The following is a 14,019-nucleotide window of genomic DNA, read 5'->3' on the forward strand; positions in this document are numbered from 1 at the left end:
GTTCCTTCTGCCGTCGGCATTCGGCGGCAGAAGGAATCTGAACGCAAACCTGCTGTGTGGACGTTCAGCTTGGCTCCGGATTCGGTGTCACGATGTTGAACCACGTGGGAAACGTGTCGAGCATCGCCAGCAACTGAACGAAGGCATCTCGCTTGCCTTCAATGCGCAGATCCCCCGATGCTGTCGCTTGTTCGATCGTCAGGTCTTTTCGCTGCAGGCGCTCCAGTACGTTCTTGCTCAAGGCCAGCGTTACGTCGGCCTTCGGCCTTGCCTTGGGAAAGTGGTTGAGCACCCCATTCTTGACCTCGAGCGCGTACTGCTGGTTCAGGTCAGTCAGCGCCACGTTCAGCACGATATGCTTGCCTGCCGCCTTCGGTCCGTTCAGGCGGATCGCCATGTAGTTGAACAGCATCTCCGGCGGCATGGCGCGCACCGTGTCTGACGAGGCGCTCTGCATGCGGCGGATGTTGGGCACGCCATTGCGCAGTTCGTAGGCGCCTTGCAGGTATTCGGCTCGCCACGATGGCGCTTCCGCCTGGTAGCCGAGCTGTTCGTAGGTATCCGCCAGCAGTTCGCGGGCCTCCTTGTTGCCGGGGTTGGCATAGACTACCTGGCGCAGCGCCTCGGCCAGCCAGCGATACTCGCCGTTGTCGAAATCCTTGCGCGCTCGCGCCAGGATCGCCGCCTCGCCACCCATGTACTCCACGTACTTCTTCGCCGCAGGCACCGGGGGCAGCGGATCCAGTGATGACGGATTGCTGTCATACCAGCCCAGATAGCGTTGGTACACGGCACGCGTGTTGTGCTTGACCGTGCCCCAGTAGCCCCGGTTCGGCCAGAAGTTGGAAAGCTCCGGCGGCAGCTTGACGGCTTCCGCGATTTCAGTGCCGATGTAGCCTTCGTTCATCAGCCGGACCGACTGGTCATGGATGTACTTGTAGGCGTCGCGCTGCTTTTCGAAGTAGCTGATGATGCGGTCATGGCCCCACATCGGCCAATGGTGCGACTGGAATTTGACCTCGATGTTGCTTCCGTAATTCGCGATGGTGGCGTTGACGCCATCGACCCACTTGGTCGCGTCGCGCACCTGCGCGCCGCGCAGCGTCAGCAGGTTGTGCAGTGTGTTGGTGGTGTTCTCGGCCATCCACATGGCCTTGAACTGCGGGAACCACGTGTTCATTTCCGCCGGGGCTTCGGTGCCCGGCGTAAGCTGGAACACCATCTTTACGCCGTCGATGACCATTTCCTGGCCATCCTTCGAGATCGTGTCGGTGGGCGACATCAGCGAGAGCGTGCCGGGAGCGCCGAACACGCCCAGGCCGGCCCCCAGGCGGCCCTGCGGATTCACCGGCAGTGGCGCACCGCCCATGAAGACCGCGCGGCGGTTCATGGCGTTGCCCGCGATCACGTTCTCGCTGACGGCTTCCTCCATGAAGCCTTCCGGCGCGACGATGCGCACCTTGCCGGCCTTGACGTCGGCGTCGCTGACGATGCCACGGATGCCGCCATAGTGATCGCCGTGCGAATGGCTGAAGACCACCGCCACGATCGGGCGCTGGCCCAGATACTTGCTCACGAGATCGAACGCCGCGCGGGCCGTCTCCGAATAGCTCAGCGTATCCAGCACGATCCAGCCAGTATCGCCCTGGATGAAGGTCATGTTGGCCAGGTCAAGACTGCGTACCTGGTAGATGCGGTCCGTCACCTTGTACAACCCGTAGTTGGCCAGCAACTGCGAATTGCGCCAGAGGCTCGGGTTGACTGTGTCGGGCACCGGCTTGCCGTCGACCTGCGCACGCAGCGCGGCCAGGCTCGCGCCGACGTTGCCGTGCGTGGCGCGCAACTCCGTCAGGTCCGGCGCGGCGATCAGGCCGCGCTGCGCATCCTCGAAGTCCTGCTTGTCCTGGAATGGCAGCGCCTTGAGTACCGCGGCGTTGGCCGCGCGCGTCGCCGCTGTCGCGGGCTTGGGTGTGGCCAGCTGCGGCGTGGCCGCGGGCGCCGCTTGCGCCAGCACGTTGCCGTGCACGAGGACCGCGATCACCAGGCCGGCGGCCAGGCGCGCGGGGGTCGGAGAGCCGGCGCGCCGGTTGCGGGCCGAGGGCTGCATAGTTCGGGACAAGCGTTGGACTGCCATGGGTTCCTGCTGGATGTGGTTGGGGGGAAGGTCGGTGTGCTCGCGCGAGACAGTCGCCGCCGCGGCGCCATTGGCTGGCGGCGTGCCCGCGGCGACTATGTCATGCCGTCGAACTCAGAAGACGTGACGGATACCGGCCATCGTGCCGATCATGTTCTTCTGGCCCGGCGCCGAGGCGTAGTTGAACAGGTAGCCGGTGAACGGGCCGTCGTTGGCGAGGCTGCCGTTGTGGGCCCACGCCGTGGTCAGGTAGACGTCGGTTCGCTTGCTGAAGGCGTAGTCCAGCACCAGGCTCACTTGCTGCGGATTCGCAGGGTTGGTCGCCGCAGCGGTGTTGGTCAGCGCCAGCTTCTTGATGTTCGTGTAGAAGTAGGCGAGCTGGACATCGAATGCGGGGGTGAAGCGATAGCTCACGCCGCCGAACCAGTAGTCGTCGCGCATGCCGGTGTTGCCGTTTGCGTAGGTCTGCTCGCCCCAGCGATATCCGGCGGTGAACTTTAGCGGACCGGTGGTATAGCTGCCGGCTGCGGCAAGCTTGCGCACCTTGCCCGGGTTGCCAACGGTCACGGCCGGATGCCACTCGTCGTAGCCGATGCCGAGGCCGATGTTCTCGCCCAGATAGGTCGCCGAAGCGCCCCACGCCGTGTTGTCCTTCCAGGCGCCAGGTGTTTCGCCGAGGCCGCCGCCGTACAGAATGCCGCCGCCGCTGAGCGACGACAACGCCGTTCCGGCGCCAAAGGAGTAGTGGGCCGCCACCGACAGCGCGCCGAAGCTGCCCGTGTACTTGACGGTGTTGGCGGGCCGGTAGTTCACGCCCAGCCACCACACGCCCGGCTCATAAGCCGGCGCAGCGCGGGTTGGCGAGAAGTTCAGCATGCCCTCGGCGAGGCTCGAGTACTGCTTGCCGAAGCCGATCTTGCCGTACTGGTTGGCCAGCGCGACATACGCCTGCCGGTTGAAGAGGCCGCTATTGCCCGCGAACGCGCCCGTATCGGGCGTGAACTGGCTTTCCAGCACGAAAGAGGCCTTCAGGCCACCGCCGAGGTCTTCCTGGCCGCGCAGGCCCCAGCGCGAAGCCGACAGGCCGCCATTGCCATTCATGCCGACCCGCGGGCCGGCGGGAGCAACGCCGCTCAGGGCGTTGGTCGGCGACAGGGCACTCGGTGCGGAGGCGACCCGGTTGACGTACTCGATACCCGTGTCAATCACCCCATACAGCGTCACGCTGGTCTGGGCATTCGCCGCCCCTGTCACCGCGCTGAGCGCGGCTAGGGCGATAAGCGATTTCTTCATGCTCCGAAGTCTCCTTTTATTCCTTTGGTCTCTGTTTCGTCGACGCAGGCTTGTGCCTGTCTCGGGCGGTCCGTGCGATACGCCGGCAGCGCTGCCCGTCAGCAGGGCGCCAGCGCGCTTTGACAGTAGAGATGGCGCGGTTGGGCTTCGCCTATCAAAAAGGGAGGGGGAGGGGTGGGCGGCTGCGGCCACGGTGGCACGCAGTGTCCCCGGAGACCGCCGTGCGCCACGATGGCGCAGGATGGCACGTGCGCATCGCGCGGCCGTGAGGGATTTCACCAGTGTGTCGACAGAACACAACAACAGTGGCCGGTAGCGCGCAGGCATGAGCAATCACCTGGTTTCCATCCCCCTGTCCGAAAGGGAGGGGCATAGCGATCGGCCCACGGGCTACCTTTCATCGCAAGCACAGAAGGACGGTGGCCGCGCAAAGGGTGCAGGCCACCGGCAATGTTGATCCGGAACCCGTTTGGCCCCGCTGGTCGGCTGCGATGGTTCTACTGCGGGAGTCCCCATGTATCGCCCTGATTCCGAACACTTCGGCCCGGCCGCACGGCTGCATTATCCATGCGGTGAAGCCCCGGGCCCTGGCCAGGCGTTCGAGATCGCTCCCGGCGTGCTGTGGATGCGGCTGGCGCTGCCCAATGTGCTGAAGCACATCAACGTGTGGGCCATCGACGATGACGACGGCTGGGCGATCGTCGATACCGGCGTGCTCTCGCCCGAAACCGCACAGGCGTGGGAAGCGCTGCTGGCAGGTCAGCTTGGCGGACGTCCGGTTACGCGCGTGCTGGTGACGCACCAGCATCCCGACCATGTCGGCATGGCGGGATGGCTCACCGAACGCTTCGGATGCCGCTTGTGGATGACGCAGCTGGAATACCTGCACAGCCTGGCCATGATTGCGGAGGTCGGGCAGGAAGTCCCGGCCGAAGGGCTCGCATTCTACCGCCGCGCTGGCTGGGACGAAGCCGCGCTGGCCGGTTACCGAAGCCGTTTTGGCCGTGCGGGGAGAATGGTCTCGCGTCTGCCGCGCAGTTTTCGCCGCATGGAGGATGGCGCGGTCGTGCGCATCGGCGCGCACGACTGGCAGGTGGTGATCGGCCGCGGCCATACGCCCGAGCATGCTTGCCTGTATTCGCGCGATCTGCATGTGCTGATTGCCGGTGACCAGGTCCTGCCGCGCATCTCGCCCAATGTCTCGGTGCACCCGATGGAGCCGGACGCCAATCCGCTTGTGGGCTGGGAAGCGTCTCTCGCGCGTATCCGGCGCATGGTGCCGGCCGACGTGCTGGTGCTGCCGGCCCACAATGAACCGTTCGAAGGACTCCATGCGCGCATCGACCGCCTTGAGCAGGCGCTGTGGCGCGGCGTAGCGCGGCTGCGCGAGGCGCTGCGCGAACCGCGGCGCGTTATCGACCTCTTTGCCGTGCTGTTCGCCATTCCCGTGAACGGAGACGACGCGCTGCAGTACGCGCTTGCCACGGGAGAGGCCATGGCTCACCTGAATTACCTGAATGCGCTTGGCGAGTTGGAGATTCTGGCCGACGCGGACGGTGTGGTGTGGTACAGCGCCAGGCGATCGCCGACGGCCGCCTGAGCGGCACGCGAGCGCAACGGACGGAGGATGTCATGACGCATGACGCCGGCATCGTATCGCCCTCGCTCCAGGCGTTGCGGCAACGGCGCGACGCGCTGCTGCTGCGGCTTGTTCGGACCGGGCGGACTGATCGGGCCAGACAATCGGAGGCGCATGCCCATGCCGCGATCGACGACCGGCACAGCCTGCTGCTCGAACTTGCCCGTTGTGCGCTGGACCTTCGCGCCGCTGCAGCCGTGCCGCACTCGCAAGTGTGCTCGACCCCTCCAATCACGGGAGGGGAAAGGGCGCTTGTGGACCTCTATGCTGCGGCTGGCAACCGGGCCTCAGCGGGCCTGTTTCCTGCGGAATGCACGGCGGTACCGCCGCGCGCCGCCACCGTACGACTGGACATCAAGCGATCACCGCCATGGCAGACATCAACACAGCACTTCTCACCGAGCAACAGATCCTGATCAACGATGCGGCGCGGGCACCAGCCATATCCAGAAGCTCATCATTTCCCGCAGCCTGGGCTGACAGAACCCAGGAGACATCATCGTGAACGCGTTTCGCTTTCAGACCGTACCGACCATCGTCGTCGAGTGCGGTGTGGCGCGCCGGCTTGGCGCGCTGCTGCGCGAGCAGTATCCGGACCTGTCGCGCCTGTGCGTGGTCACCGACGGTTTCCTGCACCGCAGCGGTTTGATCGCGCCGGCGCTGGCGGATCTCGAATCCAATGGCTGGCAGGTCACGTTGATCGACGACGTGATCGCCGACCCGCCCGAGCACATCGTGGTTCAGGCCGCGTACCGTGCCAGGTCCGCGGGCGTGGAAATCGTGCTCGGTCTGGGTGGCGGTTCTTCAATGGACGTGGCCAAGCTGCTCGCGGTGCTGGTGCCGGGCAAGCAGTCGCTGCCGGAAATCTACGGTGTGAAGCAGGTCCGGGGCGGGCGCCTGCCGCTGGTACAGATGCCGACCACCGCGGGAACCGGCTCGGAAGTGACGGCCGTTTCCATTGTCACCACGGGCGAGACCACCAAGACCGGTGTGGTCGCGCCGCAATTGCTGGCGGACGTGGCCATCCTCGACGCCGAACTCACCACGGGCCTGCCGCGCGAAGCCACCGCGGCGACCGGCATCGATGCCATGGTCCATGCGATCGAGGCCTGCACCAGTGTGCATTTGAAGAATCCGGTATCGACCATGCTGGCGCATCAGGCGTTGCGGCTGCTGTCGCGCCATCTGCTGCGCGCCTGCGATGACGGTGGCGACCGTGAAGCCCGCGAGGCGATGCTGCTGGGCGCAATGTTCGCCGGGCAGGCGTTTGCCAACGCGCCGGTGGCGGCGGTGCATGCGCTGGCCTATCCGATCGGGGGGATATTTCATGTTCCGCATGGCTTGTCGAATGCGCTGGTGCTGCCGCACGTGCTTCGGTTCAATGCGCCCGCGGCCGCGGATCTTTACGCGGAACTGGCACGGGTCATGCTGCCCGATGCGAAGGGCAGTGAGAGCGAACTGGCTGGCAAGCTGACAGGCCACCTGGAGAGCCTGATCGAAGCGACGGGAATTCCTCGGCGCCTGCGGGATGTCGGTGTCGGCGAGTCCGATCTGCCTCGCCTGGCGAAAGATGCGATGCTGCAGACACGGCTGCTGGTCAACAATCCGCGGCCTCTCACGGAAGCTGACGCGCTGGCTATCTACCAGGCTGCATATTGAGTCGGGCCCTTGCTGAATTGCGGGAACGTCTTGCTTGGCAGGCGCTGCTGTTTCGCCGGCGTAGCCGGCGAGTCACTTTTTGTCCGAGCGACAAAAAGTAACCAAAAAACGCGTTTACTTGCCCTAACGGGCGAATATTGATCGTAGCGTGCTGAGGGTGTTGTACGGGTATGAACTTCAGAGCGTGCCTGGCTGCCTGCCGCATGGTGCGCGTCCGCATGCAGGCTTTCAAGCCGTGATTGAACCAGCCCCGAACCTGTCCGTGGCCCCTGCTTCCACCGTCATCGCATCATCGCCTTCGGCTGCTACGCGTCTCACTAGTCGGTTAGTCAGGGCATCAGCGGCGCTGCCGACGGTGCTTCCGTTACCCGCTTTTTTGGTTTTTACTGAGCCGCGCAGCAGCCGTAGGCGATGATGCGATATCGCGCCCACTGGCGGGCCACGGACAGGTTCAGGGCTCGTTCAATCATTGTGGGAGAGCCTACATACGGGCGCGCACCACGCGGCAGGCAGCGGGGCAGACTCTGAAGCGAGTACCCGTACGAAATTCGTCGCACACTACGATCAATATTCGCCCGTGAGGGCAAGCGACGCGTTTTTTGGTTACTTTTTGTCGCTCGGACAAAAAGTGACTCGCAGGCTGCGCCTGCGAAACAGCTGCGCCTGCCAAGCACAACGTCCCCGCAGTTCGCCGAAGAACCCAAAAAAAACTCCGGCACGAAGCCGGAGCGCCAAATCAACGCGGAGATCAAGCGCGAAGACTGTGATGGCGGCAGGCCGGCAACGCTACCTCCCCCGAAGCCGTGCCGTCTGCCGCCAGACGTAGCTCAGGACACTTGCCTGGGCTGTTCCGCCCAGTATTTCTCTCGCACCCGCCGGCGCAGGACCTTGCCGACCGCACTGACCGGCAGCGCCTCGACCATGGCAACCGTCTTGGGTGCCTTGAAGCGCCCGAGCCGGTCCTTGACGTGTTCGATCAGCGCCTCGGCTTCAACTTCCGCGCCCGGCCGCAGCACCACCTCCGCGTGCACGGCTTCCCCCCACTTGTCATGCGGAACGCCGACCACGGCCGACATGAACACAGCAGGATGGGCATTGAGCGATGCCTCCACCTCGACGGCATAGACGTTGAAGCCGCCGCTGATGATCATGTCCTTCTTGCGGTCGACGATGAACACATAGCCGGCGTCGTCGACATAGCCCAGGTCGCCAGATTTCCAGAAACCATCGGAGAACTCCGACGCCGTGCCTTCCGGGTTGCCGTAGTAGCCGTTGATCGTGCCGCGGCCACGCAGCCAGATTTCACCGGTGGCGCCAGATGGGACATCGTTGCCCGCCTCATCGACGATCCGCATCTCGATGCCAACGGTCGGTCGGCCAGCCGAAGCGAGCCGCCCGGTCTCCACCGCTGTCAGATGGTCGGCCTGCGTCAGCGTGCAGACCGCCTGCGCGCATTCGGTCGCGCCATAGAGCTGGAAGAAGATGTTGCCAAAGCGCTGCTGCGCCTGGCCCAGCTTGGCCGGGCTCATGGGTGCCGCGCCGTAGTAGAGCGTGCGCAGGCTGGACAAGTCGTGCGCGGACGCCTCGGGAAGATCCAGCAGCATGTTGACGAGCGTGGGCACCATCAGCGTGGTGGTCACCTTCTCTGTCTCGACATTGCGGCACCACGCCTTGAGGTCGGCCGCGTTCTGCGTCAGCGTGCAGCCGCCGCGGAACAGCGTCGGCAGGAACGACAGGCCGGAACCATGGCTGACCGGCGCGATATGCAGGTAGCGCGTGCGCTGGTTCAGCGCCACGCTTTGCTCCGGGTCGGCATACATGGTGTCGCGCGCGGCAAGCCAGTTGTCGATGGTGTACTGCGCGCACTTGCTGCGGCCTGTGGTGCCCCCCGTGAAGCGGTAGATCAGGATGTCGGATTGCGTATCGGATTGCACCCCCGGTGCGGCATCGGAGATGCCTTCGAGCAGATCCCAGAACACATGCACGCCATCGCGCGGTTCCGGCGGGGCGTCCATGCACACCACGGTCACGCCGCGCTCGCGCAGCATGTCGGCATAGCGATCGAGCAGCGGCGTTTCCAGGAACACGACCTTCGGGCGGATGAACTCCACCTGCCAGCGATGCTCGTCGAAGGCGTCGCGGATATTGGTATGCGCGACGGCGGCTTCGCCCTTGAAGGCGGTCCAGGCATGCAGCAGCGACAGGTTGTCGTTCTCCAGGATGCAGAGCGCGACATCGCCGAGGCGCAGGCCAAGGCGCGTAAGCATCATGTTGGCGATGCGGTTGGTCAACTGATGCAGCTCGCGGAAGCGGTAGCGCCGGCCGCGCTCGATATTGACGAGGGCCTCCTGGTCGGCGAACTGCGCGGCCACCTGCCCCATCGCGCGGGCGAAGTCCATGTTCATCGCTGTCTGTCTCCGTGGTTTTCTTCTGGTGGTCTTGCCGGAGCAGTGTAGGAGTGCCGTTTTTCGTCATGCCCCTCCCCTGAGGAGAGGGGACGGTGCCGCGCCAGGGCCGCCCCTCCCCATGCGAGAGGGGCGGCACGCCTGCGCGGCGGCTAATCTCGGCGCAGCGAACCATACGCGGCCACGCATGCCTGGCCGGAAATCCTCCGAGATCATGTCCTCCCTCCACACACGCATCCAAGACGGCCTGCTTATCCGCGAACGGGCCTACATCAACGGCAACTGGGTGGCGGCCAGCGACGGCAGCACCTTCCCCGTCCAGAACCCCGCTACCGACCGCACCATCGTCCGCGTGGCCAACCTTGGCGTTGAAGAAGCCACGGCGGCCATTGCCGCCGCCGAGGCTGCGTTGCCCGCATGGCGCGCGCGCACCGGCAAGGAGCGCGCGGCGTACCTGCGGCGCTGGTTCGACCTGATGACCGCGAATGCGCAGGACCTCGCCGCCATCATGACGGCCGAGCAGGGCAAGCCGCTGCCCGAGGCTCTCGGCGAAGTCGGCTACGGCGCGTCGTTCGTCGAATGGTTTGCCGAGGAAGCGAGGCGCGTGGACGGTGACGTGCTGGCCTCGCCGGCAGCGGACAAGCGGCTCATGGTGCTCAAGCAGCCGATTGGCGTCTGCGCCGCGATCACGCCGTGGAACTTCCCGATCGCCATGATCACCCGCAAGGCGGCCCCTGCGCTCGCCGCCGGATGCACCATCGTCATCAAGCCGGCTGGCCAGACACCGCTGTGCGCGCTGGCGCTGGCGGAACTGGCGCACCGCGCCGGCATCCCGCCGGGCGTCATCAATGTGGTGCCGACCGGTTCGGCCTCGTCGGCGATCGGCAAGGTGTTATGCGAGTCGCCCGTTGTCCGGCATCTTTCGTTTACCGGATCCACGCCGGTCGGCAGCATCCTGATGCAGCAGAGCGCGTCCACGGTCAAGAAGCTCGCACTGGAGCTTGGTGGCCATGCGCCGTTCATCGTGTTCGACGATGCGGATATCGACGCAGCGGTCGAAGGGGCGATTGCCTCCAAATACCGCAATGCTGGCCAGACCTGCGTCTGCACGAACCGCTTCTACGTGCATGACTCGGTCTACGACACCTTCGTCGACAAGCTCGCGCGCCGGGTTGCGGAACTGCAGATCGGCGACGGCTTCGAGCCCGGTGTGGCACAGGGCCCGCTGATCGACGATGCCGCCGTGGCCAAGGTGCGCGAACACATTGACGACGCTCTCGCCAAAGGCGCGCGGCTGGTGACCGGCGGCGATCTGGTAGCCGGATGCGGCTCGGCGCGCTTTGTCCGGCCGGCGGTGCTCGCCGAGGCCACGCACGACATGCTGATCGCCACAGAAGAGACCTTCGGGCCCGTGGCTGCCATGTTCCGTTTCCGCGATGAAGCGGAAGTCGTGGCGATGGCCAACAACACGGAGTCGGGGCTGGCCTCCTACTTCTACAGCCGCGACATCGGCCGCGTCTGGCGCGTGGCGGAAGCGCTGGAGTACGGCATGGTCGGCATCAATACCGGCCTGATTTCGAATGAAGTCGCGCCGTTTGGCGGTGTCAAGCAATCGGGCCTGGGACGCGAAGGGTCGCGCTACGGCATCGACGAGTACCTGGAAATGAAGTACCTCTGCCTGGGCGGGCTGTAAGGCTGCCCGGATTGAAGCCAGTCGCCACCATGCCGGATCCGCTGTCCCCGACGACCCCGGTGCATTGCCTGCTGCATTGGGAGCACAAAACCCCGCTCGCGGTCTACCTGACCCAGCCGCAACCGGACGGCACGGTGGTGGACTACCGCTGGTGCGAAGTCGCCGACGAGGCGCGGCGCATGGCGGCGTACCTGCTGGCGCTGGATCTGCCGCCGAAATCTGCGATTGCGATTCTCGGGCAGAACAGCGCGCACTGGATCATTGCCGACCTGGCGATATGGATGGCGGGACACGTCAGCGTGCCGGTGTACCCGGACGCGGACGGGCGCGGCGTGGCCTATGTGCTGGCCCATAGCGAAGCGCGCTTGGCATTCGTCGGCCTGCCGTGCGAGCACGCGGCGCGCTGGCGCGCCGCGGAAGCGGCGTTGCCGCCGGAACTGCCGGTGATCCGCCTGCCGCAGGCCAGTCCCGGCCGCGGCGACGCCTGGCATGCGATTGTCGCGGCGACCGCCCGGCTGCGGGAAATCGACTTGCCCGACCCCGACACGCTGGCGACCATCCTCTATGTGCCGGGCAGCACCGGCCGCCTAAAGGGCGTGATGCACCGCTTTCGCACGCTGTGTGAAGTGCCGCGCGCGCTCGACGGCCTGCTGCCGCGGCAGCAGGGGCGTACCTCGGCCGATCGCCTGCTGGCCTATCTGCCTCTCGCGCAGTGCGCAGGCCGGCTGGTCGTGGAATGCGCGTCGCTGTGCTTTGGCTACCGCGTGTACTTCTCCGGACGGCCCGACACGATCCTGCAGGACCTGCGCCGCGCGCGGCCCACCATTTTCCACGCCATACCCCGCGCCTGGGCGCTATGCGACCTGCCGTTCAGTGCCTGGGTGCCGCCACGCCTCCATCATTGGCTGATGTCCGTGCCGGGGCTGTCACGCGCACTGCGCTGGCTGCAGCGCCGCCGCATCGGGCTGGACCAGACGCGGATCGCCTTCGCCGCCGGCGCGCCGGTGCCGCCTGCGGTGCGGGCATGGTTCCGCACCGCTGGCCTTGAACTGATCGAGGGCTATGGACTTCCCGAAAACTTCGGCTATTCGCACCTCAGCGTGCCGGGGCAAGGGCGCGACGGATATGTGGGCCAGTGCAATCCGGGTGTGAGGTGCCGTGTCGACGGCAATGGCGAGGTCCTGGTCAAGAGCCCGGGTCAGATGATGGGTTACTTCAAGGCCCGGGAAAAGACCGCAGACAGCCTGACGCCGGACGGGTTCTTCAGAACACGGGACCTGGGTGAGATCGATGCCATGGGGCGGTTGCAACTGCGCCGCCGCCGCAACGTCCTGGTTGCCGTTTAGCGCAAGGCCCCCCGCGGGAATGCCATACCCCTGCAAAAAGGGGAGGGGAAGAAAGCGGCCCCGCGTCTCTAAGATGATTTCGCACGCCAATGCGCGCTGGCGTCCACCACGACCTGGCGTGTTGCAGCCCAGTGTATTGAGATGGCCGGCCTGACGGTGGTATGGCACCCGGGCGGCCGCAAAGGACATAGCATGGACTTCGATCTGAGTTCGGAACAACGGCTGTTGCAGGACAGCGTGCGCCGCTTTGTCGACAAGGCGTACAGCTTCGAAGCGCGCACTGCCTTGCTGAAAGCGGGCAGGAACGGCAGCCCCGGCAACTGGAGCCTGTTCGCCGAGAACGGCTGGCTGATGGCCGCGCTGCCGGAAGCATACGGCGGTCTCGGCGGCACGCTGGAGGATACCGCCATCATTGCGCAGGAGCTGGGGCGCGGCCTGGTGGTCGAGCCCTATCTCGGCTGCGCGGTCATGGCCGCGCAGACACTGGCGGCGGGCGGCACGGTGGCGCAGAAGGAGCGCCTGCTGCCGCGGCTCGGCGCGGGATCGCTGCGCATCGCGCTGGCCTACAGCGAACCGGCATCGCGCGGCATGGCGGAACCGGTGGCCCTGAGCGCGGCGCGCGATGGCGAGCACTATGTGCTGCATGGTCGCAAATCGCTCGTGCTCGGCGCGCTCGGCGCCCATGCGTTCATCGTGTCGGCCCGGGTAGCGGATACCGACGGCATCACGCTGCTGCTCGTCGATGGCGATGCGCCGGGACTGGGCCGCCAGCCCTTGCCGCTGCACGACGGCACCTGGGTCGAGGAACTGACCTTCGATGGCGTCAGCGTGGCGCCGGACGCTGTGCTGGGCGCTCCGGGCGAAGGACTTGCCGCGCTCAATGCCGGACTGGCATGCGGCTAGGGGAATTACCATGACGATTCGCTTCGACGGCCGTGTGGCCATTGTGACGGGTGCCGGCAACGGCCTGGGCCGCGTACACGCGCTGGAACTGGCCCGCCTCGGCGCCAAGGTCGTGATCAATGATTTCGGCGGCAGCCGCGATGGCAAGGGCGGTTCGTCCGATGCCGCGCTGGCCGTGGTCGAGGAGATCCGCAAGGCCGGCGGCGAAGCCATTGCCAACGGCGCCAACGTGGCGGACTTCGAGCAGGCTACCGCCATGGTCGAGCAGGCCAAGGCCGAGTTCGGCCGCGTCGACATCCTGATCAACAACGCCGGCATCCTGCGCGACAAGACCTTCTCCAAGATGGAGATGGCCGATTTCCGCGCCGTGGTCGATGTGCACCTGATGGGTTCGGTGTACTGCACCAAGGCCGTCTGGGAAACGATGCGCGAGCAGAACTACGGCCGCGTGCTGATGACCACGTCGGCGGCGGGACTGTTTGGCAATTTCGGCCAGACCAACTACGGTGCCGCCAAGATGGCCGTGGTTGGCCTGATGAACATGCTGGTGCTCGAAGGCAAGAAGAACAACATCCGCATCAACACGCTGGCCCCCATGGCTGCCACGCGCATGACCGAAGACGTCCTGCCGGAAGATATTCTCAAGGCCACCGGACCGGAGCAGGTCACGCCGGGTGCGCTCTATCTTGTCAGCGAAGACGCACCGAACAAGGTGATCCTGGGTGCGAGCGGCGGCGTATTTTCCTCGATCCGCATGGAGGAAACCGCGCCCGTGTACATTGCGCGCCAGGAACTGTCGGTCGATGCCGTGGCGGCCCACTTCGCGCAGATCAATGACTTCAGCGCGTCGGTCTACCGCGACGATGCCAACCATCAGGTGCATGCTTTCGTTTCCACCATGATGCAGCATGCCAAGGCCGCCTGAGCTCGCTGTTGTGGGCGCATTG

10 protein-coding genes are annotated in these 14,019 nt (G+C 65.6%); 7 read left to right on the forward strand and 3 right to left on the reverse strand.

All coding sequences use genetic code 11. The annotated features are described in order from the left end of the window. Positions 1–64 precede the first annotated feature (64 nt). Positions 65–2,134, reverse strand: coding sequence for an alkyl/aryl-sulfatase (locus tag ACIGJB_RS01960; protein ID WP_483731148.1), 2,070 nt, complete (start codon positions 2,132–2,134; stop codon positions 65–67). 114 nt (positions 2,135–2,248) lie between these two features. After that, complete coding sequence (locus ACIGJB_RS01965) at positions 2,249–3,427, reverse strand: porin (protein WP_483731149.1); 1,179 nt, start codon at positions 3,425–3,427, stop codon at positions 2,249–2,251. Positions 3,428–3,941: 514 nt separating this feature from the next. Between ACIGJB_RS01965 and ACIGJB_RS01970 the strand changes: the two genes are divergently transcribed. The 3 genes from ACIGJB_RS01970 (at position 3,942) to ACIGJB_RS01980 (ending at position 6,725) form a co-directional block, all read left to right on the forward strand. Next, positions 3,942–5,027 carry an MBL fold metallo-hydrolase gene (locus tag ACIGJB_RS01970; protein WP_483731150.1) on the forward strand — a complete coding sequence of 362 codons (1,086 nt, stop codon included), beginning with the start codon at positions 3,942–3,944 and terminating at the stop codon, positions 5,025–5,027. A gap of 32 nt (positions 5,028–5,059) precedes the next feature. Then, positions 5,060–5,482 (forward strand): hypothetical protein, encoded by a 423-nt coding sequence (locus ACIGJB_RS01975; protein WP_483731151.1) that lies wholly within the window; start codon positions 5,060–5,062, stop codon positions 5,480–5,482. An 85-nt stretch (positions 5,483–5,567) separates the two neighbouring features. Then, positions 5,568–6,725 (forward strand): iron-containing alcohol dehydrogenase, encoded by a 1,158-nt coding sequence (locus ACIGJB_RS01980; RefSeq protein WP_483731152.1) that lies wholly within the window; start codon positions 5,568–5,570, stop codon positions 6,723–6,725. 827 nt (positions 6,726–7,552) lie between these two features. Here the strand turns inward: ACIGJB_RS01980 and ACIGJB_RS01985 are convergent. Further along, the gene (locus ACIGJB_RS01985) at positions 7,553–9,130 is read right to left on the reverse strand and encodes a class I adenylate-forming enzyme family protein (protein WP_483731153.1); all 1,578 of its coding nucleotides are present in this window, start codon (positions 9,128–9,130) and stop codon (positions 7,553–7,555) included. A 214-nt stretch (positions 9,131–9,344) separates the two neighbouring features. On the opposite strand from ACIGJB_RS01985, the gene ACIGJB_RS01990 reads away from it, so the two are divergent. The 4 genes from ACIGJB_RS01990 to ACIGJB_RS02005 all read left to right on the forward strand — a co-directional run bounded on the left by ACIGJB_RS01990 (position 9,345) and on the right by ACIGJB_RS02005 (position 13,997). Then, positions 9,345–10,823: an NAD-dependent succinate-semialdehyde dehydrogenase gene (locus tag ACIGJB_RS01990; RefSeq protein ID WP_483731154.1), complete on the forward strand. Its 1,479-nt coding sequence runs from the start codon at positions 9,345–9,347 to the stop codon at positions 10,821–10,823. A gap of 11 nt (positions 10,824–10,834) precedes the next feature. Next, positions 10,835–12,169 (forward strand): AMP-binding protein, encoded by a 1,335-nt coding sequence (locus ACIGJB_RS01995; RefSeq protein WP_483731155.1) that lies wholly within the window; start codon positions 10,835–10,837, stop codon positions 12,167–12,169. Positions 12,170–12,361: 192 nt separating this feature from the next. Beyond that, the gene (locus tag ACIGJB_RS02000; protein WP_483731156.1) at positions 12,362–13,072 is read left to right on the forward strand and encodes an acyl-CoA dehydrogenase family protein; all 711 of its coding nucleotides are present in this window, start codon (positions 12,362–12,364) and stop codon (positions 13,070–13,072) included. A gap of 10 nt (positions 13,073–13,082) precedes the next feature. Then, positions 13,083–13,997, forward strand: a complete 915-nt coding sequence (locus ACIGJB_RS02005) for an SDR family NAD(P)-dependent oxidoreductase (RefSeq protein ID WP_483731157.1) — start codon at positions 13,083–13,085, stop codon at positions 13,995–13,997. Positions 13,998–14,019: the final 22 nt, after the last annotated feature.

The organism is Cupriavidus sp. C2SS-8b, from assembly GCF_057073745.1.

What these genes read in the sequence shown, in the direction of transcription:
- ACIGJB_RS01965 (WP_483731149.1), bottom strand. Translation starts at nt 3,427, where the DNA reads ATGAAGAAATCGCTTATCGCCCTAGCCGCGCTCAGCGCGGTGACAGGG.
- ACIGJB_RS02000 (WP_483731156.1), top strand. Translation starts at nt 12,362, where the DNA reads ATGGACTTCGATCTGAGTTCGGAACAACGGCTGTTGCAGGACAGCGTG.
- ACIGJB_RS01990 (WP_483731154.1), top strand. Translation starts at nt 9,345, where the DNA reads ATGTCCTCCCTCCACACACGCATCCAAGACGGCCTGCTTATCCGCGAA.
- ACIGJB_RS01960 (WP_483731148.1), bottom strand. Translation starts at nt 2,134, where the DNA reads ATGGCAGTCCAACGCTTGTCCCGAACTATGCAGCCCTCGGCCCGCAAC.
- ACIGJB_RS01975 (WP_483731151.1), top strand. Translation starts at nt 5,060, where the DNA reads ATGACGCATGACGCCGGCATCGTATCGCCCTCGCTCCAGGCGTTGCGG.
- ACIGJB_RS01970 (WP_483731150.1), top strand. Translation starts at nt 3,942, where the DNA reads ATGTATCGCCCTGATTCCGAACACTTCGGCCCGGCCGCACGGCTGCAT.
- ACIGJB_RS01985 (WP_483731153.1), bottom strand. Translation starts at nt 9,130, where the DNA reads ATGAACATGGACTTCGCCCGCGCGATGGGGCAGGTGGCCGCGCAGTTC.
- ACIGJB_RS02005 (WP_483731157.1), top strand. Translation starts at nt 13,083, where the DNA reads ATGACGATTCGCTTCGACGGCCGTGTGGCCATTGTGACGGGTGCCGGC.